This is a genomic window from Clostridium sp. ATCC BAA-442 (assembly GCF_964239415.1).
Lineage (GTDB): Bacteria > Bacillota > Clostridia > Oscillospirales > Oscillospiraceae > Flavonifractor > Flavonifractor plautii.
Genome location: NZ_CAXSQB010000048.1, coordinates 1 through 20,979 on the forward strand (window position 1 = coordinate 1; position 20,979 = coordinate 20,979).

Annotated in this window: 20 protein-coding genes; 6 read left to right on the forward strand and 14 right to left on the reverse strand. The window is 56.3% G+C overall.

Annotation, left to right across the window (positions count from 1 at the left end):
* From ACESY8_RS15930 to ACESY8_RS15960, 7 genes are all read right to left on the reverse strand, one after another.
* On the reverse strand, window positions 1–519 hold a 519-nt coding region (locus ACESY8_RS15930; protein ID WP_498794858.1), incomplete at its 3' end, for a hypothetical protein.
* A 92-nt stretch (window positions 520–611) separates the two neighbouring features.
* A complete protein-coding gene (locus ACESY8_RS15935; protein WP_024724920.1) occupies window positions 612–2,165 on the reverse strand; it encodes a recombinase family protein in 1,554 nt (517 codons plus the stop codon).
* Window positions 2,166–2,693: 528 nt separating this feature from the next.
* Entirely contained in the window at window positions 2,694–4,721 is a 2,028-nt protein-coding gene (locus tag ACESY8_RS15940) for a methyl-accepting chemotaxis protein (RefSeq protein ID WP_054338664.1), read from the reverse strand.
* Window positions 4,722–4,965: 244 nt separating this feature from the next.
* Window positions 4,966–5,679, reverse strand: a complete 714-nt coding sequence (locus ACESY8_RS15945) for a hypothetical protein (RefSeq protein ID WP_054338665.1) — start codon at window positions 5,677–5,679, stop codon at window positions 4,966–4,968.
* Window positions 5,680–5,701: 22 nt separating this feature from the next.
* Window positions 5,702–7,564, reverse strand: a complete 1,863-nt coding sequence (locus ACESY8_RS15950) for a cell division FtsA domain-containing protein (protein WP_054338666.1) — start codon at window positions 7,562–7,564, stop codon at window positions 5,702–5,704.
* Between the two features lie 97 nt (window positions 7,565–7,661).
* Window positions 7,662–9,431, reverse strand: coding sequence for a methyl-accepting chemotaxis protein (locus ACESY8_RS15955; RefSeq protein WP_156621364.1), 1,770 nt, complete (start codon window positions 9,429–9,431; stop codon window positions 7,662–7,664).
* A gap of 38 nt (window positions 9,432–9,469) precedes the next feature.
* The gene (locus tag ACESY8_RS15960; protein WP_225123275.1) at window positions 9,470–10,117 is read right to left on the reverse strand and encodes a cell division ATP-binding protein FtsE; all 648 of its coding nucleotides are present in this window, start codon (window positions 10,115–10,117) and stop codon (window positions 9,470–9,472) included.
* 224 nt (window positions 10,118–10,341) lie between these two features.
* Between ACESY8_RS15960 and ACESY8_RS15965 the strand changes: the two genes are divergently transcribed.
* Window positions 10,342–11,121: a C39 family peptidase gene (locus tag ACESY8_RS15965; protein WP_227128288.1), complete on the forward strand. Its 780-nt coding sequence runs from the start codon at window positions 10,342–10,344 to the stop codon at window positions 11,119–11,121.
* Window positions 11,122–11,134: 13 nt separating this feature from the next.
* Here the strand turns inward: ACESY8_RS15965 and ACESY8_RS15970 are convergent, their stop codons facing one another.
* From ACESY8_RS15970 to fliD, 3 genes are read right to left on the reverse strand one after another with little or no spacing between them, the layout of a single operon-like run.
* Window positions 11,135–11,530, reverse strand: coding sequence for a hypothetical protein (locus ACESY8_RS15970; protein WP_054338667.1), 396 nt, complete (start codon window positions 11,528–11,530; stop codon window positions 11,135–11,137).
* Complete coding sequence (locus tag ACESY8_RS15975; RefSeq protein WP_054338668.1) at window positions 11,531–11,920, reverse strand: flagellar export chaperone FliS; 390 nt, start codon at window positions 11,918–11,920, stop codon at window positions 11,531–11,533. It lies immediately after the preceding gene.
* A gap of 34 nt (window positions 11,921–11,954) precedes the next feature.
* Complete coding sequence (gene fliD, locus ACESY8_RS15980) at window positions 11,955–14,444, reverse strand: flagellar filament capping protein FliD (RefSeq protein WP_434307783.1); 2,490 nt, start codon at window positions 14,442–14,444, stop codon at window positions 11,955–11,957.
* 217 nt (window positions 14,445–14,661) lie between these two features.
* On the opposite strand from fliD, the gene ACESY8_RS15985 reads away from it, so the two are divergent.
* The 5 genes from ACESY8_RS15985 to ACESY8_RS16005 all read left to right on the forward strand — a co-directional run bounded on the left by ACESY8_RS15985 (window position 14,662) and on the right by ACESY8_RS16005 (window position 19,055).
* A complete protein-coding gene (locus tag ACESY8_RS15985) occupies window positions 14,662–15,462 on the forward strand; it encodes a ParA family protein (RefSeq protein ID WP_024724914.1) in 801 nt (266 codons plus the stop codon).
* Window positions 15,462–16,214 carry a late competence development ComFB family protein gene (locus ACESY8_RS15990; RefSeq protein ID WP_054338669.1) on the forward strand — a complete coding sequence of 251 codons (753 nt, stop codon included), beginning with the start codon at window positions 15,462–15,464 and terminating at the stop codon, window positions 16,212–16,214. The genes ACESY8_RS15985 and ACESY8_RS15990 overlap by 1 nt, the downstream gene beginning before the upstream one ends.
* 99 nt (window positions 16,215–16,313) lie before the next feature.
* A complete protein-coding gene (locus ACESY8_RS15995; protein ID WP_021632331.1) occupies window positions 16,314–18,128 on the forward strand; it encodes a flagellar assembly protein A in 1,815 nt (604 codons plus the stop codon).
* Window positions 18,129–18,189: 61 nt separating this feature from the next.
* Window positions 18,190–18,693, forward strand: a complete 504-nt coding sequence (locus ACESY8_RS16000; protein ID WP_021632330.1) for a hypothetical protein — start codon at window positions 18,190–18,192, stop codon at window positions 18,691–18,693.
* Window positions 18,690–19,055: a response regulator transcription factor gene (locus tag ACESY8_RS16005; RefSeq protein ID WP_007493114.1), complete on the forward strand. Its 366-nt coding sequence runs from the start codon at window positions 18,690–18,692 to the stop codon at window positions 19,053–19,055. The genes ACESY8_RS16000 and ACESY8_RS16005 overlap by 4 nt, the downstream gene beginning before the upstream one ends.
* Window positions 19,056–19,415: 360 nt before the next feature.
* Here ACESY8_RS16005 and ACESY8_RS16010 read toward each other — a convergent pair whose 3' ends face one another.
* Genes ACESY8_RS16010 through ACESY8_RS16025 form a run of 4 tightly spaced genes read right to left on the reverse strand, consistent with a single transcriptional unit; the run spans window position 19,416 to window position 20,962 of the window.
* Complete coding sequence (locus tag ACESY8_RS16010) at window positions 19,416–19,598, reverse strand: putative motility protein (protein WP_007493116.1); 183 nt, start codon at window positions 19,596–19,598, stop codon at window positions 19,416–19,418.
* A gap of 25 nt (window positions 19,599–19,623) precedes the next feature.
* The gene (locus tag ACESY8_RS16015; RefSeq protein WP_007493118.1) at window positions 19,624–19,893 is read right to left on the reverse strand and encodes a carbon storage regulator; all 270 of its coding nucleotides are present in this window, start codon (window positions 19,891–19,893) and stop codon (window positions 19,624–19,626) included.
* Window positions 19,887–20,342 (reverse strand): flagellar assembly protein FliW, encoded by a 456-nt coding sequence (fliW, locus tag ACESY8_RS16020; RefSeq protein ID WP_007493120.1) that lies wholly within the window; start codon window positions 20,340–20,342, stop codon window positions 19,887–19,889. The genes ACESY8_RS16015 and fliW overlap by 7 nt, the downstream gene beginning before the upstream one ends.
* 14 nt (window positions 20,343–20,356) lie before the next feature.
* Window positions 20,357–20,962: a DUF6470 family protein gene (locus ACESY8_RS16025; RefSeq protein WP_009261345.1), complete on the reverse strand. Its 606-nt coding sequence runs from the start codon at window positions 20,960–20,962 to the stop codon at window positions 20,357–20,359.
* Window positions 20,963–20,979 lie beyond the last annotated feature (17 nt).

The window sequence follows — 20,979 nt, forward strand, 5'->3', positions numbered from 1 at the left end:
GGGGTGGTGGGGGGAGGCGCTGACAAAGGCCAGGGACAGGCTGGGGATGAGCAGGTGCTCCATCCGGTCGGGGAACAGGGGGGAGGGACAGACGATGACATCGTGGCCCGACGCCAGCGCCCCGGCGGCCAGGTGGGTGAGCATGGAGTGGGCCAGCCCATAGGTGTCAGCCAGCTCATAGACCCGCTTACACAGGGCGTCTACCGTCTCAAACTGGCACAATACCCCCTTCCACGTGACGCCGCCCAGGAAGCGCTGCACCGCCCGGCCGGCCTCGCCGTCCCCCTTCTTGACCTCCCGGGAGAGAATGCCCCGGGCCCGTTTGGCCATTTTGGCCTCCAGCGCCGGGGTGAGCAGCAGGGAGCGGAGATCCTCCCCGATCTGGGCCGCCGCCGTCAGACAGCGGTAGGCCCGCTGATAGCAGGCCTTGTAGCCCTTCATACAGCCCATCAGCTCCTGGCGCAGGGGCTGGAGCCCCGCCCGGTCGTAGCAGTCGCCCAGATTGACGTAACGCTCCACCAACCCCGGATATTTTGGCTCCACGACGTGGGAGAGAGCAGCACTAGGACAGTTTTACAGGGCGTCACGCCCTGGGGGATGCGCCTGCAAATTCAAAACTTCCAGGTAATTCGGATCTCCTGCTTTCCGGTTTCCCGGTCTTTCTCCCCAATCTCGATTTTCTCAATGAGGGCGACTACCAACTCCCGCGGAATGGTCTCCAGCTTCAGCAATTCCCGGGCCCTCTCCATCAAAGCGGCCTGTTCCAGCGGCTCTGCCCGCTCCCCCAGTTCTATGTCAATCTGTGCCAGCCGCCGCTCCAGGCGGCTTTTTTCGGCCAGGAAGTCCTGGTTCAGCTCCACGAATTGTCCCTCACTGAGAATGCCGGATACTCGATCCAGATATAAATTTTTCAGCGCCTGACTCCGCCTTTCCAACTGTGTGGTCAGGGACTTCTGTTCCTGTTCCAATGCATCTCTGCGGGTGTCCGGCGGTGGTGGAAGCTCCAGTTCTTTCAGTTTATAGCAGCTTTGGACATAGTGGCGGATTCGCTCAGATACCAGCTCAATCAGTTGGTCCAGTCGAATGGAATGGCGGGTGCAGAGCTTTTCTCTTCCGCTGTCGGCGTACAGCTTGCAGCGGAGATAGGACACCCTGGGCCGGCCGCGCTGACAGTTGGTGGTCTTGCTCATGGTGCTGCCGCAGTCCATGCACTTGACCAGACCGGACAGCAGGTGGACCTCCCCGGTGCCGTCCGTTTTGGAGCGCAGGTCCAGTCCCCGCTGGACAGTCTGAAACAGCTCCCGGTCAATGATAGCCTCATGGGTGCCCTCCACCCGAATCCACTGTTCTTTGGGCATGTCAATCAGAGCCTTGGACTTGTAGCTCACCTTTTTCCGCCGCCCTTGGAGCATAACCCCGGTATACATCTCGTTGCGGAGGATGCGCCAGATGGTGGTCTTGTTCCACAGACCATGGCTGTTGGACACCGGGTGACCGCTGGCCCAGCCGTGTTCCGCCTTGTAGCGGGTGGGATTTGGGATGCCCTGGTCATTGAGCAGTTTGGCGATCTCCTGCTTGCCGTGGCCCTCCAGGGACCATCGGAAGATTTGCCGAACCACCTGGGCAGCCTCCGGCTCAATAATGAGATGGTTGTGATCCTTCGGGTCTTTTTGATAGCCGTAGATGGGAAATCCGCCGATGTACCGCCCCTGCCGCCGCTTCATGTCAAAAACCATGCGGATATTTTCGGACAGGTCCTCCAAATACCACTCGTTGACCAGGCCGTTGATCTGCCTGGCCTTTTTGTTGCCCTTTACCTCCGTGTCGGCATTGTCGGCTATGGCGATGAACCGGATGCCCCAGATGGGAAACAGGCCGTGGATGTATTTCTCCACCAACTCCATATCCCGGGTAAAGCGGGATTGGCTTTTGCAGAGGATAATCTGAAACTGTTTCTCCTTGGCCGCTTGAATCATCCGGTTGAAGTCGGGCCGCAGGCGGTCGGCGCCGGAGTAGTCCTCGTCGCAGTAGATGTGGTAGATGTCCCACCCCCGCTCCACTGCGTACGCAACAAGCAGGGATTTCTGATTCTGGATGCTCTCGGATTCCGTTTTGTATTTGTCCTCGTCTTCTTTGCTCAGCCGGGTATAAATCGCACAAAGGATAGGTTACACCTCCCCGGAAGGCATCCGTACTCAACGGCAGAATACCCTTGAGACGCTCTTCCTATAAAAGGTATTTCGGGTAATCGTATTATGATTCTGAAATATGGGCTTAAAGCCGTCTGTATAGTGCATTTCTAAGCCATAAGGTCACAGCCCGCCGGATGAGAGAAAGATCAGGAAATTGTTCCGTGGAGAGCCGCCGCTCCGTCACAATAAAATTGGTAGCTTTCACAAAATCACCTCCATAAAAAGCTATGAATGGTGATGGACTAATATGTAGAGGGGAAAGAGCCAGGGGCAAACGGCAGAAAGCGCTGGGGCAGACTGTGTGAACTGTGAACATGGAAAAGCGCCGCCTATTATAAGAATAGGCGGCGCTCTCGTTTGGCCGGCTTATTGGACCGGCAACTGTTTTCCAAGCGTCATTTCACGGCCGTATCTGAAAAAGGTGTCAGTTCCGTGAGGAGTGGCTGTGAGACCGTATCGGGCCCCTATGTGTTCTATGGTACACACTCAACGAATTTCTGGTTACTTTGCGGAGTCAGCAGTATCAGGCAAGGTAAAGCGGTTCAGCATGTCTTTCAATAGCTGTGCCTGTCCAGAAAGCTCTTCACTTACTGCGGCACTCTGCTCTGCTGTTGCGGAATTTGTCTGCACTACGCTGGAAATTTGGTCAATTCCCTGCGTGACCTGCTCAATTGAGACCGATTGGCGCTCCGACGCATTCGCTATATTTTGGAACACATCAGTAATCTTTTGTGCTTCTTCTACCACGCTTTCCATAAATTTCGATGTCGTTTCCATGCTTTCCGTTCCCTTTTCAACAGCTGCGAGAGAGGCCGCAATCAACGAGGTTGTGGAGTTGGAAGCCTCAGCGGTTTTCCCAGCCAGGCTGCGCACCTCGTCCGCAACCACCGCAAAGCCTTTTCCGGCCTGTCCAGCACGGGCGGCCTCTACAGCTGCATTCAGGGCCAGTATATTGGTCTGAAATGCGATATCCTCAATGGTTTTGATAATATGGCTGATTTCGTTGGAGCGCTCCCTGATTTCCGTCATAAAGGCCAGGCTCTGCCGCATTCTCTTGCCGCTCTCAACAATGTCGCTGTTGACTTGAAGTGCGCCGCTGGCCGCATCCTTCACGATCGCATGGTTCTCTTTGACCGTAGAGGAAATCTCCGTAACTGCCGCCGCCAGCTCCTCAACGGACGACGCCTGCTCTGTTGCCCCCTGTGCGAGGGCCTGTGCTCCACTGGATACCTGGTCAGAACCACTGAACACCTGCTCCGAAGCCAGTTGGATACTACTCATTACCGCACTCAGCTTTTGGATAAAGCCTTCAATGGAATGCTGAATGGGCATGAAATCGCCCTGGAAGGCCACGTCTGTTTGGATGGTCAAATCCCCCTGCGCAAGGCAGCCCATGACCCGGTCAATCTCATTGACATAGCCGGAAAGATTCCGGATACATTCCCGCATGGACTCGGCCATTTCACCGACCTCATCCGCTCCATTGTGGGTGACTGCGATGTGCAGATTGCCCATGCTCATTTCCCGCAGTGCATCGTTGAGCTGGGAGATCGGGCGCAGCCGCTTTACAATGATGATCCATAGAAGGATGGCAACAATGGCGGTACTGCCTAGAAGCAGCAGGACAAGAGAAACTGTGGTTTTGGTTGTTTGGGCGTTATACTCCGCCTTGGACATGCTGGAGAGCACCTTCCAGCCTCCGCCCGAAAGCTCCTGCACGATACCCACGCAGGGCTCCCCGTCCAGCTTGTAGTTTACGATTTCATTGGTCGGCTCCTCCAACTGCTCCAAAAGTTCCCCCTGGATGTCGAGTTCGGAAAAATTTTTGCCGATCATATCGTGGTTCTCGTGGCCCAGGATCGTGTTGTTTTCCGACAGCAGCACAATGCGTCCGCTCTCCCCAAAATCCATTCCCTTCAAAAAGTCGGAAACCTGTGTCAGCTTCAGATCCAGTATTAGAAGCCCAGCTGTCGCCGTACCGTCAGAAAGCGGGGTTGCAACCGATACACACATTTCATCGGTCGCCGAGTCAATATAGGGCTGGGTTACGTAAGTGCCCTCTTTCGCATTCTGGAAATAGGGCCGCTCACTCAAGAGCACATTCAGCCGTGTTCCCTCCTGATTATAAATATAATCCTCCGTGAGACTGCCAAAGCCAACTCCCAGGATATCCGGGTATTCCTCCATGGTACGATGCAGAAGTACCAGAGCCTCCGAAAATTCCGGCGTACCAGATATGGGCCTGTCCTGAGCAGTGCCGGTGACCGCATGCTGCAGTTGGGTGCTCTGCGCCAGTGTTTCGGTTATGCCAATATACTGTTCAATAAATTGCTCGACTTGTCTTTTGCCGCTAAGGGTCGTCTGCTGCAAAAAGGCATCCTGCTTCTGATTCATCCCAGAGCTGGTCAGTGTTCCTATACAGACAGCCGAAACGAGGTTAAGAATCAGCAATGTGGCGATCGAAAACAGGACAAGGGTCGTCGCAAGTCGTTTGGACTTTTTCCGAAGCTTTGCTTTTTTCACGTTCACTCTCTGCTCCTTTGTTCTATCTTCATTTAGTACAGCGCTTAAAAAGGTATAGCTTACTATTTCGCTACACTATTCGACTATTTGTCGGCCATTGCTTAAAATTGTTAAGAGTAAAATCCAAATTTTTTTCTTGGCCTGTGTTCTGGATGCAGACTTTGTGAACATGGAAAAGCGCCGCCTATTATAAGAATAGGCGGCGCTCTCGTTTGGCCGGCTTAATGGGCCGGCAACTGTTTTCCAAGCGTCATTTCACGGCCGTATTTGAATAAGGTGTCAGTTCCGTAACCTGAGACGCGTCACGGTCAAGCTGATAAAGGTGAGCGCCATCAACGGTCATCAGATAGCAGCCCCGATACTGACGGGGGGTACTGGAATACACGTTAAGCTGGAGACAGGGGGAGGAATCGACCAGGACAAGTCCTTCCTCCGCATAGACCTCGTATTCCTCCATGGAGGCACCCGAGAGCCCGAGAAGGGCGGGAGTACAGCTTTTTAAACGCTGGATAGCCTCGGAGACGGTGAGAGCCTGCACACTGGGCTGGGTAATGCGCAGCTCGGCCGCATAGACGGGGGTGATGGTACAGGTGTCCCCCTCCCAGGCAATTTGGAGCTGAAATACACCGCCATCGCCGGTATCCTTGCCCATGGATACCGAGCCGCTGGAGACAGAGAAATCGGGGAGCTCCTTTACAACGCCGTTGGTGTCAATCGGAGAGCAGCCGTCCTCCTCCAAGGCTTGGACATAACTGGCCAGGGTATCGGTCATGGAGGACAGACCGGAGTAGACGTAGGAGTCAGGCTGATCCTCACTGCCCTCCTTGTGGGAAAATTGAATGTTTTCGGAAGAGAGGGTGGAGGTCAGGGCGGGGAGTGCAGTATCATTACTGGAGTACTGCTCCGGCGGGACATCCTTGCCGCCGCAGGCAGAGAGCAGAAGCGGCGGCAGCAGAAACGGCAAAAGCCGCCGGCCTCTGGAACGCTCAGGGCTGGTATCGAATTTCAATCTTGTCACCTTCCGCGAGTAGTTGCTGAAACGGACTGTCCACGCCGTTGATCTGCGTGAGCACAGGGCGGTCCAGATGTTGGAAGTCCAGCCCGGACCGCTCCAGCAGATCCAGGAGCCGGTAGGGGCTTCCGTCCGGCTTCGGGGAGAGCGTAAGGGGCTGGCCGTTGAGAAAGACATGCCGTTGGGGCGGGACGGAAGCCTGGGCCGGCGCCTCCCGGGCCGGGAGAGGAGAAGGCGCCGGCGGTGCATCCATGCGCTCCAGACAATCCCCCGACTGCAGCACCGTATGCCCCTCCAAGAGGCGCCCTTCACGCTGAACGGCCTTGCACCGCAGCTTGGTACAGAGCTCCGCGGCGGTCATGACGCAGTCTTTGCCGGGCTGGGCAGGGGTAAAGTGAATACGGTCGCCGGCATGAATCAGTGCAGAAGGGGCGGCTTCCGCACCGTTGATGGCAAGTTGGGCGGGGATGGCGGGGGAGCCATAGAACACATTGCGCCTCCCGTCTATCCGAAGCAGCAGGCTTTTGCCGCTGCGGCCGATGAGATCGGAATAGCGGTACCCATTCATCATCAGCAGCTCCAGCACCGTAAGGCTCCCGCTGCGGAAGAGCTTGGCGGGGCTCCCGTTGAGCAGCACCTGATAACTGTCGCTGATAAGGCCGAGGCCGGCAGAGACAGCGATACCGAGAGGGGTGGTATATTCCGGATCAGACAGCGCGAAGGTATCGGAGTAGGCGCTGGACTGGAAATAACCTCCTGCCAGCGCTGCGCGTTTGGAATCTATGCCGAGGGCCGCGGCCACCCGGGCGCAGAGGGTGGGGAGCTTGCTCCCCCCGCCGGCCAAAAAGACGGCGGAGGGAGGACCTCCATTGACCTGGCAGATGCGCTGTGCGATCTCATCGGCCAGAGCCTGGATGGGGCCGTCCAGGAGAGAAAAGAGCTCCTCCGCCGGCAAGGTCTGCTCCAACCCCAGAATATCGGTAAAGCTCACACTTTTACTGCGGCCCAGCTCCAGCTTCATGGCCTCGGCCGTGGGGAAGTCCACCAGGCATGCCCGCATCAGGGCTTCCGTGATTTCGTCGCCTGCTACGGTAGCCATAGTATACCCCACCACGCTGCCGTCCCTGCATACGGCGATGTCCGACGTACCAGCCCCGATGTCCACCAGGGCCAGGTTGAGAAGACGGAGATCCGCCGGAATCGCGGCATTTAGAGCCGCGATGGGCTCCAGGGTCATGCTGGCCACCTCCAGGCCGGCCTTCTGCATGACCGCGTAGAGGGAGTCCACCACCTCGCTGGGGAGAAAGGTAGCGACCACGGCGGCCTCCAGATGCTGGCCGGTATGCCCCAGAAGGGTGGTCAGCGGATAGTGGTCCAGCCAGAACTGCGTGGGAGTGTAGCCCACCAGGAAGAACCGCTGTTCCTCCGGGCCGTCGGTGGACAGCGCTTGTTCCGCATTTGCCACGGCGGTGGCTTCGAGCTGGTGGATACGCTCATGGCCCAAGGCCTCAGGGGCCGAAAGCTCCAAGGTGCTGCGGCCCAACTCGGTACGCAGAGCCCGGCCCGCGGCTGCCACGCAGGCGCGGGTAAGCCTTCGGCCGGAGGCTTCTTCCAGGCGATGTGTCACAAGGGAGACAGCGCCGGCAACCTGGTCAATATCCTCGATCTGACCGTCCAGCATGGCACGTCTGGCGTGCGGCTGCTTTTCCAGGGCTAGTATGCGTATCCGTCCCTGCTCCAGGGCTCCCAGCATCCCGATGACGCTGCGTGTACCTATATCAAGCGCATAGATGAGCTCTCCTTCTTCCATTTTAGTCGGATCGGAGTGAATCGGCATTCTGGACGGCATCTCCCTTCGCAAGATATATGTTTGGGGAAAAAGGCGGGAAGCCGCCTCAGTATGGGCTGAGGTGGCCTCCTGCACTTCTGATCAATCAGTATTTGCTGAACGGGTTGGCGGCGGTGCCTGCGGCTGAGAGGGAGGCCTGGCTGTCCGCGGCGGGAGAAAGGGGGGCAGAGGCGGAGTCAGCCTCTGACTTCAGCTTGAATTTTTGAATGAGCTGCTTCATCATGACTGCCTGGGAGGACAGCTCCTCGCTGGCTGCGGCGGACTCCTCGCTGGTCGCCGAGTTGGTCTGAACCACGGCGGAGATCTGATCCACACCGGTGGTCAGCTGCTCAATGGATTGAGACTCCGAAATTGCGTTGTCGGCAACCTTTTCCATGTAGGAAATCGCCTCGGAGGCGGAGGCAACGGTTTGCTGCATGCTGGAGCTTACCTCCTCCGCCAGGGACTTGCCGCGCTCCACATGGGACAGGGAGGTTTCGATAATGGCCTTGGACTGCTTGGCTGCCTGGTCCGATTTGGAGGCAAGACTGCGCACCTCGTCGGCAACCACCGCGAAGCCCTTGCCTGCACTGCCCGCGCGTGCGGCCTCTACCGCCGCGTTCAGCGCCAGGATATTGGTCTGGAAGGCAATGTTTTCGATGGTGTCGATGATCTGCCCAATATCCTTCTGGCCGGAATAGATGTCGTCCATTGCCTGGCTGAGCTCCTGCATGCGGTCGTTACAGACCTGAACTTGGCCGGCAGCCAGGTCAGATTTTTCCTTCGCGGTTTTGGCCGTCTCAGCGCTGTTCTGAGCGGAGGTATCAATCTCATTGATGGTGGCGGAGAGCTCCTGGACGGCGCTGGCCTGCTCCGTAGCGCCCTGGGCCAGGGACTGGGAACCGACGGACACCTGCTCCGCCCCGGCGGATACCTGATCGGAGGCGTTGAGAATCTCCGACATGGTGGCGTTCAGGTTCTGGAGGAGATACTCAATATTTGTCTTGACGGGCATGAGCTGGCCGGGGTATTCCTCATGGCTTTCCACCGTCAGATCGCCGTCGGCAAGTCCTTTGGTGATCTGAACAATATCTTCAATGACTCTTCCAAGAATATCCTGGGAGGTGCGGACCGCATCACAGATGGTTCCGATCTCATTGGATGCCTCATAGGTCAGCTCCACCGAGAGATCGCCCTGGCTGAAAGCGACAACAGCCTGCTCCGCCTCCTGGAGGGGACGGGTAATATTCCGAATGGCGCGCAGGTTCAAGAGTATACCAATGGCAACAACCAGGATGGCCATAATAAAGAGAACAATCTGGCTGCGGCTCACACTTGCCTGTGTAGAGTCGATGTGAGCATCGAGGTCGTTCTGGACTTCACGAATGAGCGTATTCCCGTCACTTACGGCCTGATTCAGCTTCGGAGTGCATTGTGTTTCGATTAGCCGACGTGCCTCCTCAAGATTATCCGCTTGAAGGGCGGTATGGATATCCTCAAAGGCATTTTCCCATTCACGTACAGACTGAATATAAGTCTGGGCGACGCCGTCGGAATCTGTATAGAGGGTCTGAATCGTGGAGATCGACTTCTCGATCGAATCCACGGAGGCCTGAATCTCATCCATGATTGAGGTATCATACCCGGACAGCGCCATGTCCCTAAGCTGACGGGCAATCGAATTGACCTCCGTTTCACTGCTCTGGACGGCATTGGTAATGGCAATGGGACCTGTGAGGATGGATGTATAGTCCTTCTGGATTTTGATGGTCTGTCTGATTGAAAGGAATGTCAAGGCCAACGCGATCAGGATGGTAATTAAGAATACAATTAAAAGCCGCATTCTAATTTTAAGATTTTTTTCCATGTTGCGCATATTTGCAATACACCTCTCCTAACATAGTCGGCGGCAGGCTATACAATATCTCCATACCGCCCTTTTTGCACATCGCCCCAGATCTGGCCATCCACCAGTGTAATGACCCGTTTCCGAAGCAGATTCACAAACTCCTTTGCATGGGTTGCCATGATAATGGTAGTACCATGGCGGTTTATCTCACAGAGCAAATGCAGAATATCCCAGATCGTGTCCTCGTCCAGATTCGCGGTCAGCTCATCCAGAACCAAAATGGACGGGCTGTTGATAATCGCGCGGGCCAGTTCCACCCGGCGGCACTCCCCATAGGATAGCTCCACTGGGTAACGCGCTCCCACATCAGGCAGGCCGACCATAGCCAAAGTCTTCTGAATCCGGGTTTGTATAGGCGGGAGCTTCCGGCTCTGCGTCAGCATGGCGACTGCGGATAAATTTTCGGAGATGGTCCGTTTCCGCATGAGCTGTGAGAGCTGAGGTACGCGGCCGAAAACCAGGCGCAGGCGGTCGCGGCGAAGCCTGGAAAGCCGCGTCAGGTTGATATCATCCAGAAAGACGGCCCCGGAGGTAGGGCGAAGATCCCCGGATATGAGCTGGAGCAGCGTACTTTTTCCCGCGCCGCTGCTGCCTGTGAGAAAGAGGAATTCACCCTGCTCGACCGTCAGATTGATTTCCTGCACAGCGGCCATTTGCTTTTTATCCTGCGGGTAATACTTGCTGACCCGCTCTAACCGAATTTGCGGCATGTGGACTCCTTTTGCCTGTATACAATAAAAGAAAAAATTGCTATAATAAAGAAAATATTATATAATAAAAATTTTGAGGTACTCTTATGTCCGGTACGAAAAACAGACCGCATAAAAGGCGAAATATAATACTTCTTGTTTTGTTGGCCCTCCTCTGTATTGGTGGGGTGGAGCTGCTGGTTTGCCGCTTTGCTGCGCCGGAGCTGTTCCAGCGGCTCACGGCCCCCGTGGCAGGATTGATGCAGCGTGTCTCGGACTTCGGGGAGGCACTACACAGCAATTTGCAGGAGCTGCTTTCCCGACCGGGGGAAGATGAAATGGTGAATCAACTGGCCGGCCCGCCCGCCATTGAAGAGGTCCCTCCGGCAGAGGAGAGCAAGGTCACGGAGTTTGTCACCCGGGACGGGCGGGAGTATCTGACCGGCGGAGTCGTGGATCTGGTTTACTACAACCAGGGAGAGGAACCCTGGGCCAGCCAGACCTTCGGTAATGATCCGATCCGCGGCTACGGCTGCGGGCCCACGGCGATGGCCATGCTGGCCTCCAGCCTGACTGGGGAAGAAACCGACCCCGGGGCCATGGCCGACTGGGCCTATCAGCAGGGGTACTGCGCCCCTGGCAGCGGTTCCTATCTGTCCATTGTGGAGGGAACTGCGTCCGCCATCGGACTGAAAGCAGAGGCCTATGAGGCGGACTCCGCCGATGCTCTGGTGCAGCAACTGGCATCCGGACACCTTTTTGTTGCGCTGATGACCCGTGGACATTTCACCGAGCGGGGCCACTTTATTATCCTGCGGGGCGTGACCCTGGAAGGCCGTGTACTGGTGGCAGACCCGAACAGCAGAGAGCGGAGTCTGGCCGCCTGGGAGCCGCAGCTCATTTTGGATGAGCTCTCATCCAGCCGCAGCTCGGGCGCGCCGCTGTGGCGGATCTCCATGCACCAGTAAAAAACGGTCGGGGCTAGGAATCGTAAAAGGAATCCTTTCCGCACAGGCGGCCGCTGGCGGCCCGGTCGGCCTGGACAACCCTGGTCCAGAGGGCGCGGTTGCGCTGAAGCTGCTCCTGGAGGGGCTGGGCAGCGGGACTGGCCGCCGGGGCCTGCCCGGACAAAAGCCCCTCCAGCTCCTCCCGGTCTTCCGCCGGAAGGATGCGGCACTGCTGCGCCAGGTTGGTCTGGTATTCCCGCAATTGGTTGATCGGCTCCTGCCGGAGCTGGAGAAAGAGCTGAACGGAGACAGAATCCCCCCGCTGTATGGAGGCGGAGAGCTCTCCCGTCAGCTCAAGCACCTCGGAGAGCGCCGCATAGATGCGGCGCTCCGTGGCCAACACCGAAGTGAGCTGTTGTTCCGTCAGCATTTATACGCCCTCCTGCGGAGAAGTGGCGGCGCTTTTTTCCGCCTGCCGGAAGCTGTCCCGCAGCTCTGAGGCCATTTCCTTCACACGGGCCAGCTCCTTGGCGTTGCGCCCCGAAACGACCCGGCTGAGCTCATAGCAAAAGTACTCGTACAGTCGGCTCAAATTGGCGCTGATGGGGAACTGGCGGTCAAGGGTGTCGTCCAGATAATGGATGATATCGACACTGCGGCCGACCGCTCCCTCGAATACCGCGTAATTCTCCTGACCCAGGCTCAATTCCGCCTGGGTCAGCCGCTTGATCAGTTCGTCGTAGAGCAGCAAAAGCAGCTCACCCTGGGTCATGGTATTTAAGGAGTCCTCACGGTAACGCTGGTAACCCCGCATATCCATATGTATCATGTTCCTTTCCGGAACGGCGGCGGCGTTAATAGCCGCCCATCATTCCCGCGAGACTGGAACTCTGGGAGTTCATCTGCGCAATCAGCATTTCCAACTGGGTGAATTTGTTGGTGTAATAGTCCACCTTGTCCGACATTTTGGCCTGCCACTTATCCACCTGCTTGTCGATGTCCTTCATCTGCTCCAAAAGAGTGTTATTCAGAGCGGCAGAGGGGGAGTATTTGGAGCCGGCCTTTTCAATGAGAATGCCCTTTGTTGCGCCGGTAGTGGCCGCATAGCGGTCCGTCACCTTCTGGATGGAGGCCATCAGGCCGTCGCTGGCGGCGCCGTTTTCCTTGCTCTTGGTAAACGCATCCTTGACCTGGTCCGGGTTTTGTTCCAGTGCCTCGCGGAGCGCGTTTTCATCCAGCGAAAGGGTGGTCAGGCCGTCCTCATAGCTGGTTTTGATGCCGATGGAGCGGAGGAAGGAGCCGTCGGAGCCGCCGGGGGCCACTGCGGAGCGCAGGGCGCTGTACAGGGAGGAGAGGTCCCGGTCCATAAACAGGATGCCGGTTTTGGCTTTCTCCTCGTAGGCCTTGATCTCGCTCTCGGTCATGTCTGCCTTATCCTCGTCAGTCAGGGGCTTGTACCGGGAGCCGTCTGACTTCTCCAGAGGCATGTCGGAGTAGGCCTTTTTGACCTCGGACACAATGGCGTTGTAGTCCTCCACCATAGTCTTGACCACGTCAATGATCTTGTCCGTGTCGGTCTTACTGGAGAAGGTGACCGGGGTTTCTCCATCTTTCACCTCAAATGTGCCGTTTAAGGTGATGGACATGCCATCCAAATCAAAGGTGTTGGAGCTGCGGGAGAACTCCATCTTCTGGCCGTTGATGGTGGCGGTGAATTTTGCGTCCTGCCCAGCAGTGTAGTGATCCTTATCAGTTACATTGACTTTACCGAACAGCCGTTCACCCAACTCCCCGCCAATCTCAACCCGTCCGCCTGCGCCGGTTTCCTTGGCGGTAAAGACAAACTGGTTGGTGGTCTTGGAAAAGCTGACGCTGACTCCGGCCTCGGTGTTGCTGTTGATATCATTGAGCACAGTCTCCAGGGCGGTGTCCTTGTTGTATTTGCCAATGGAAACGCCGTTAACGGTGAGCTCGTACTCCTGAAAGCGCTTGCCGTCCTTGTCCAGACGGAAACCCTGCTCGTCTACGGTATTGCCTTCGGAATCCACACGGGAGGTCACCTTGCCGTCCTTGTCCTTTATCTCAGTCACATCACCAATGGCTCTGGCCAACTCGCCGCCGGTCAGGCCATTCAAGCCCGCACCGTCGCTCGTCCGCCCCAGCAGATCGCCCAAGGTTTTGCCAGTGTCCACATAGGAGGTCACACCATTCTCACCCAGGCCGAGCACCTCGCCGACAGGGGAGGTGATGCGGAAAGTGTCTCCATTGCTGACGCTGAAGGAGAAGGAGCGCTCTCCGGGGCCAGTAGTATCCATATCGACCGTTATCTTGCCCTTACCGAAGGCCTTGTCCAGACCTTCCTGGAGGTTCTGCTTGACCTGCTCATGGAGATTGCCCTTTGAGGGATCAATCTCGCCCAAAGTAAAGGTCTTGGTCTGGCCGTTGAGGGTGACGGTAAAGCTCTTACCAGAGAGGTATTCCGCTTTGGTGGCGTCTTCCTTCACCACCTTCTCGGTAGTGCTCAGAGTAAAGCTGGAGGTGCCCTCGGCATCGGCAGAAGTGACCAGATTTTTAAGATCTCCGGTGGCACCGCTGAAGTGGACGTTGTTGCCAGCACCTTTCTTGTCGCTGAGGGTAACGGTGCCGTTGCTGTCCACCTTGACATCAATGAGGGTATCGGCGCTCACCTGGTCGCCGCTGCTGGTGGTAATCTTCTGCTCCTTCAACTTGTCCTGGAGGGCCGTTTGGAATTTGGCAGTGTCCAGAGTGCCGTCGGCCTTGTTGAACAACTCCAACTCTCCGAAGTCCAGCGTGACCTTCTTGTTGCCATACTCCAAAGTAAGGGAGCCGCTCATGGTGCTCAGCGGCTGTTTTTCGCCCAGCTTGACCGGCTCGCCCTTTCCAAGGGACGTGTCCAGCCCGGAGGCGTCATGGGTATACCGGGCGGCCTCAGCCAGTTGTTTTACAGCGTTGAGCACAATGGTGCTGCTGCTCTTGCCGGTGGCGCTCACCAGATCGGCATAGGTCCCGTTGGCGGAGGTGAGGATCGCGTTGTTGAAGAAGCTGGCGCTGAACAGGTTGGTGGCGGGGGAGTTGTAGGACATATACTTGCGGGAAAACTCCACCAGCTTGTCGGAGATGCTCTGATAGGCGGACTGCTGCCACTGGAGCATGGTACGGTCCTGCCCCAACTGTGTAATTTTCTGCTGGTACCCCTGTACCATGCCCTCGATCATGGCCTCGGTGTCCATTCCGCTGGCCAGGCCGGAAATGATGTTGCTGTTTCGGCTCCCATAGATGCTGGAAGAGGAACCACTGCTCATAAGGCTGGAGATAGATGCCATGCTGCCCACTCCTTTCAACGTGCAACATGAAAATATGGCTTGATTGACAACCATTGGCTTTCTGAGTAAAATGGGTGTGTTGATAGGCCCCAATACTCTGTATTATGTTATCGTCCGGCCAAAGGGAAAATTAAGAGAGGATTTCGATTTTTCTGACGAAAAGGTGCGAAAACCTGCTCTGCTCCGGCCGGAGATGGGTGAAAGGGGTACAGGGGACATGGCGACCACCGTGATTGCGATTACGAACCAGAAGGGCGGCGTCGGAAAGACGACGACCGCTGCCGCGCTGTTGACCGGCCTGCACCGCCGCGGCGCCGCCGTATTAGGTGTGGATATGGACCCGCAGGGGAGCCTGGGGTTCAGTCTGGGGCTGGATATTGAGCATTGCACCACCATTTATGACGTATTCCGGGGGCAGGCGGAGCCGGAGCAGGCCATTGTACGGACAGATACCTGCGACATCCTTCCGTCCAACATTCTGCTGTCCGGCGCGGAGCTGGAGTTTAACCGGCCGGGACGGGAATTCCTGCTCAAAACCGCCCTGTCCAAGGTAGAAGATCAGTACGACTATATCATCATTGATACACCGCCGGCCCTCAGTCTGCTGACGGTAAATGCATATGTAGCTACGGACAGCTTGATTATCCCCATGTCGCCGGAGATCCTGAGCCTGCTGGGGGTTTCCCAGATCAAGGAGACGATCGAGAGCGTCCGCAGTTATTACAATTCCCGGCTGCGGGTATTGGGTATCCTGCTGAACAAGTTCAGCGCCCGGCTCACTCTGAACCGGGAGGTGCTGGAAATGGCGGAGCAGATTGCCGCACAACTGGATACCAGAGTATTCCAGAGCAAAATCCGCGGCAGCGTTTCTGTGGCGGAGTCCCCTGCCCACGGGGTCAGTGTTCTGGACTATGCGCCGCGCTCCAAGCCGTCTCTGGACTTTGAGGCGCTGTGCGAGGAGATCGCGGGCGGCTTTATACCGCACGGCGGACGCCGGACAGATGGGGAGGTGCGGTAATGGCCGGGAAAAAGGGGAGCCGGAGCAGCAAGACCGCCCATGTGCTCAACCTGCTGTCGGGGGGAGAGGCGCCGGAGGCGCCGGAGCAGCGCCCGGCGGCGGGGACAGAGCGGACGGAGGAGCCGCAGGCCGGGCCCACGCCTCCCCCGCCGCCCCGGGAGCGTCCCATCCTGCCGCCGATTGTGGAGGTGGCCCGCACCAATAGCGAGGCATTATCGGAAACCATTCGGAGCGCGCTGGAAAAGGAGCTGGAGGAAGGGCAGGCCCAGGAGAGGGCATTGGAACGGGCGGAAGAAGCGGGGGAGGAACATGCGGCCCAGCCCGCGGCAGAGCCGCCGGAGGAACCGGAACGGCCCGATGACCCGGCGGAGCCCCTGCCCCCCTCCGCCCCAATGCCTCCCAAGGCCAGTCCTATGCAGGAGCAGAAGCCGGTGGAGCAGGGACTTCCGGACGGGGCGGAGTGGGTGAATGTTATGCTCGGACTGGTGGAGGAGAAGGCGGAGCGCTATGTCAAAATGTTTGGCCTGTGCCCCTGTCCCCGCTGTGTGGCGGATGTGAAGGCGCTGGCCCTCACCCGGCTGCCGGCCAAATATGTGGTTCTGCCCGCCGAACATAAAAAACCGATGCTTAGCCTATATCAGGCGCGCTATGACGGCGATGTGACTACGCAGGTTATTTACGCCTGTAAGGCTGTGATGGATGCACCGCGCCACGGCGCGGCCCAGCCCGGCCTGGCATCAGATAGGGGCTGAATATTTCTTATAAGATGTGTTAAGGAAAGTATTAACATTCTAGGTGTAGAGCCGATAAATTCTATAAGGATATACAATTTTACGGAAAGGAGTTGAAAGATGTTGAAAGATATGGACTGCCAGAGGGTGCCCGTCGAGGGGAACGGTCACGGCGATGGAGGCAGCTTCCTGCACCGGCTGGTTATGCGGCTGTATGGCGGCGGAGGGGAGCAGGCGCAGGATGCGCAGGATGTGTTACAGGAAGCAGTGTTGCCCACGGAGCACCTGTCTGCTCCCTCCACGGAGCAAGCCCCAGCTGCTCCCCAGAAAAAGGCGGGTCACAGTGTAAATACACCGACCAACAGTTTGCTCTATGCGCTGTGGAGTGAGTGGAACGACATTCAAGTTGGAGTGAATGCATTTGACTATGTTCTGAACCTGCCACTGGAGGATGGCCGGAACGGCAGGCAGCTTCTGAACGATGAGGAAAGCAAAACGGCGCTTACCCAGATTAAGCTGAAATTGATGAACTTGGCAAAGCAGCGTTTTTGGGAGCGCGGAGCGGATGCCCAGACCACGATGGATGCTCTGCCATGTGTGTTTCTATCAGAAAACAAAATGGTGGCATGGCTGTTTCTCTTTCCGCCGACCGGCGGCGGCAAACCAGCCTCCTTGGATCGCCTTGAGCATTCTGTTTGCGAAGCAGGCGTCTTATTCGGGATAGATCACGAGCGGCTGCAGCAGCTTGCGGATAGTCCGGAGTACTTTCAGTTGAGTGTAGTCGCCTATGGACTTGCTCCCATCCCCGGAGATGACGGGCGGATTGTGGAACTAGTACCTCGGGAGCCGCCGCAGACTGCGCCTCAAGAGGGAGCGCAGGGACTGGTGGACTATCGTTCCAGCAGTTATACAAACATTATCCATGAAGGCGATGTGATCTGTGACATCATTCCTCCTTCTCCCGGAACAAGCGGAGTGGATATCGCGGGAAATGTCATCCAAAGCCGTGCTGGGCAGACGCCGCATGTTCCACAAGGGCAAAACACGGGCGTCAGTGAGGATGGGCAGCATCTGGTAGCGCTGACCAGCGGAAATCTCATTTTTGAACAGGGTGTCTTTCGCATTCGTCCTACCCTAGTGGTGGAGAAAAATGTGGATTACAGCACGGGAAATTTGGATTTCGTTGGAGATATTATCATTCGTGGAGATATTTGCGCTGGTTTTTCCGTCCATACCACCGGAACCGTAACAGTTGACGGAGCTGTCGAGGGGGCCATTGTGGAGGCTGGCGGTGATATAATCATTACCAAGGGGGTACTGGGCGATAACTCCGCAATGATTAAAAGCGGTCGAACTGTAAGAGCAGCTTATCTGGAAAACTGCGTCGTATATGCAGGTACTGCAATCTTGGCGGATTGTGCCATAAATGCACAGCTTTACAGCGATGGCGCTATCCGCATTGTAAGTGGGCGCGGTACCGTTATTGGGGGCCTGCTAACAGCGGTTGACCGAGTTGACGTAAATGTGATTGGGGCCCGCTCGGGGGTATTGACTGAGATTGCACTTGGACAGCGCTCTTTTGCGCTTATAGAAGCAACGGATTTGGAGCGATCCTTGGAGCAGATGAAGAAGGAACACAAGGAATTAGAGCGAAGTTTGGAATATCTGGAGCAGCAGGAGCCCTCAAAAGAAATCAGCGCAAAGATTTCTAATTTCAGACTGCGTTACGCCACAACCGGCCTGAAACTGGACGCTATGCGCAGGCGGCTTAAGCTGCTGCGTGAGGAACGATTTGACCTAAGCCAGTGTCGGCTATGCTGCCAAGTGGTTTATCCGAAGGCGAAAATTAGCATTGGCTCAGATACCATTACCGTTTCCGACCTGGAAACACAATGCAATGTGCATCTCTCAAAAAAAGGAATTCAACTGCGCTGATTTTATATTATCAGTGACTGCGGTAGTTGTTTTCCAAGCAAAAGGGAGGTGAATATACAATATGGCGGAGAGAGTCCCGTTTGCTTCTGAGCTTTCCCGCATCATGGAGCGGGTTGCATGCGAGGTGACCCGACATGTCGGACAGTTGGAACTGCGGCCAGTCCTGGATGAGAACTTTCCTGCGGAAACGGGAGGCTGTCAAGTTCAGACTACATTGTACGGCGGTTACCACTCCCGGATTACATTGACTAGCAATTACCTCTTTTTTTTCAACTTGGCAAAAAATATGATGGAAGAGTCGCCTACCCTGGAGGATGTTGCTGATTATGCAGTGGAATACTTCAATGTGCTCTGCGGCCATATTGTGGCTGAAATCTTTCGCGTAACAGGGGTGACCGCAAAATTTTGTTGCCCTATTTTTGGACATAAGGTTCGTTCAGAGGCTGTTCCCTTCCAAACATGTACCCAATTCTGCTGTCCGTATGGTTGGCTGGAGCTCGGATACGCACCTCTGCCTATGACTGCAATCAGTGCCAAACACGAAGGAGAGGAGAAAGAACTATGAGTAAGAAGCTGATGATTGTAGATGACTCCCGTGTGGTGTATGCCAGTATGAGTAAGATGCTGGAAAACAGTGGGTGGGAAATTGCTCAATTTTGCAGAAGCGGGGAGGAGGCGCTCAAGACCTACCCTGATATTCAGCCGGATGTCGTCACAATGGACATCGTTATGCCGGGGATGGATGGGTTGGAGACTGCTCGCAGGTTATTGGAAAAATGGCCGGCCGCTAAAATCCTGTTTGTATCCTCATTGGCCTACGATGAAATGGTTGCACAGTCCAATGCTCTGGGTGCAAAGGGTTTCCTCTACAAGCCGTTCCATCGGGAAGAGTTCCTGACCAAACTTGCAGATATCGTATCAGTGTAATGGATCAATTGGCCCCGAAAAGACAGAAAACCGGGTTATGTTTGACACATAACCCGGTTTTTTGTCAGACTGCGGCGGTCCCTGACGAGGTTGTCATTGCTTCCATGTTTGGGCCCTGGGTAGTATCAGGATTGGATTTGTTGCAAAGATAAAATCCGAGTAAAAATAGCTTTTTAACGTGGATTTCATTATACGAACGGAATTAACCGAAAAACACGGAACCATATCACGTAAAACGGTGTGCGTATGTGGGTCATTCCGGCCGTGCATACCGGCTCTGGGCAGCACCGCGGATCAGAGGCATTTATAGTAAAAAGCAGGCATGGATACTCTGCGCAGAGTATCCATGCCTGCTTTTGCTCAGGCGTAGACATCAAACTGATAGCCAGAGCTGGAGGAGGGGGGGAGCATTTGCAGCAACTCCTGTACTGCCAGCTCCTGGGACTCCATTGCCTTTTTTGAAACGGCAAGCGTATAGCTCTGCTGGAGCTGTGCAGACGCAAGGCTGCTGGCTGTGGCAGCGATTCCATCCATCATGTTCATTCAACCTGTCTCCAATCCTTCAAAATCATCTGTGCGGACCCGACGGCGGGGTTACAGCCTCCGCCCTGCGGAACGCAGACTCCAGAGACGCGAGGAGCTGTGGGGTAGAGGGGCTCTGGGCGGCCTCCTGGTTGGAGGAGACGGCCTGCTGCAGCTCGCTGCGGAGGATCAGCATCTCTTTGGGGGCCTGAATACCCAGGCTCACATTTCCACCGGAGTCCACAGAGAGAACCGTGATACTGATATCCCCGCCAATCGTCAAAGATTCACCCGCTTTTCGGCCTAGAATCAGCATAGGGTGCCCGCCTTTCCCCCCTGGAACTCCGCCAGACGATGCCGCATGTGGTAGGCATCCGATTCCAGGATGACCTGAATGGCCCGGCGGCTGTCCGGATTGACTACAACAGGGCATTTGAAGTTCAGAGTGCTCTCCTGCACAGGCTCCCGGACAACGCAGAGGACATAATAGCACAGGGCATGGCTGTCCTTGACCTCCATCTCACGCAATTCCTCAGAAGAGAGCAGCGGCTGATAGCTGGGATGCAGAGAAAAGGGATTCATGGCGATAAAGGCCAGGGAGGGGGTGGCGGCACTCTGCAAGCAGAGCATATTCCCGTCACTGCCGGCGAAGGGGAGCAGCAGAAAGGAGCGCTCCTCCTCAAACCCAAACAGGCCGTTGGGAAAGGTGATCACCTCGTCCGGAGGGACCTCCACGGTACCAAAGTATTTCGTTTCAAACTTCAAGGGGCTGCCTCCGTTCAGGCCTTTGTATCCAGCGGCTCATAGTTGGGGTCGGCGGAAGGGGGGACATAGAGCGGGCCGCCGATGTATTTGATGACCACATCCGGCTGCTGTGTCACTTTGAACTCAATGTCGCCGGGGACAAAGGTGAACTGCATCTGGTTCATGCGCCAGTCGAAGTTGAGCTTATCCATCTCATAGCGGATGCTCATTTCCCCGCCGGTCCAGGAGATATCGGGGCCCACCTCCGGGAGAAACTGGATGCCAAGCTGAGCGGGCTGGTCCACGGTTTTTTGCTGTGCCAACTGGGGGATCACATCCTGGTCAATTTTGGCCTCCATCATCATGCGGCCCTCCTGCGCCAGGACGGCGGTAGCCTCGTATGCCGCACGCTGTCCCTGGGCTGCCCCCTGCTGGATGCTCTGGGCGGTGGTGGGGACGATAGAACTGCGCGCCTCAAAGGTATCAATGTTGACCCGAATGGGCTGGCTGCGGATCTGGAGCCCGCGTCGGTCGCGGGAGACCTCCATCTGGGCGGTGCCCCGGGCATACTCCAGATGTGCATTGGTCGTTTTCATCTGGATTTCAATTGGGATAGTCTGAATTTCAATCAAGGGACGCATTGGGACGTGCTCCTTTC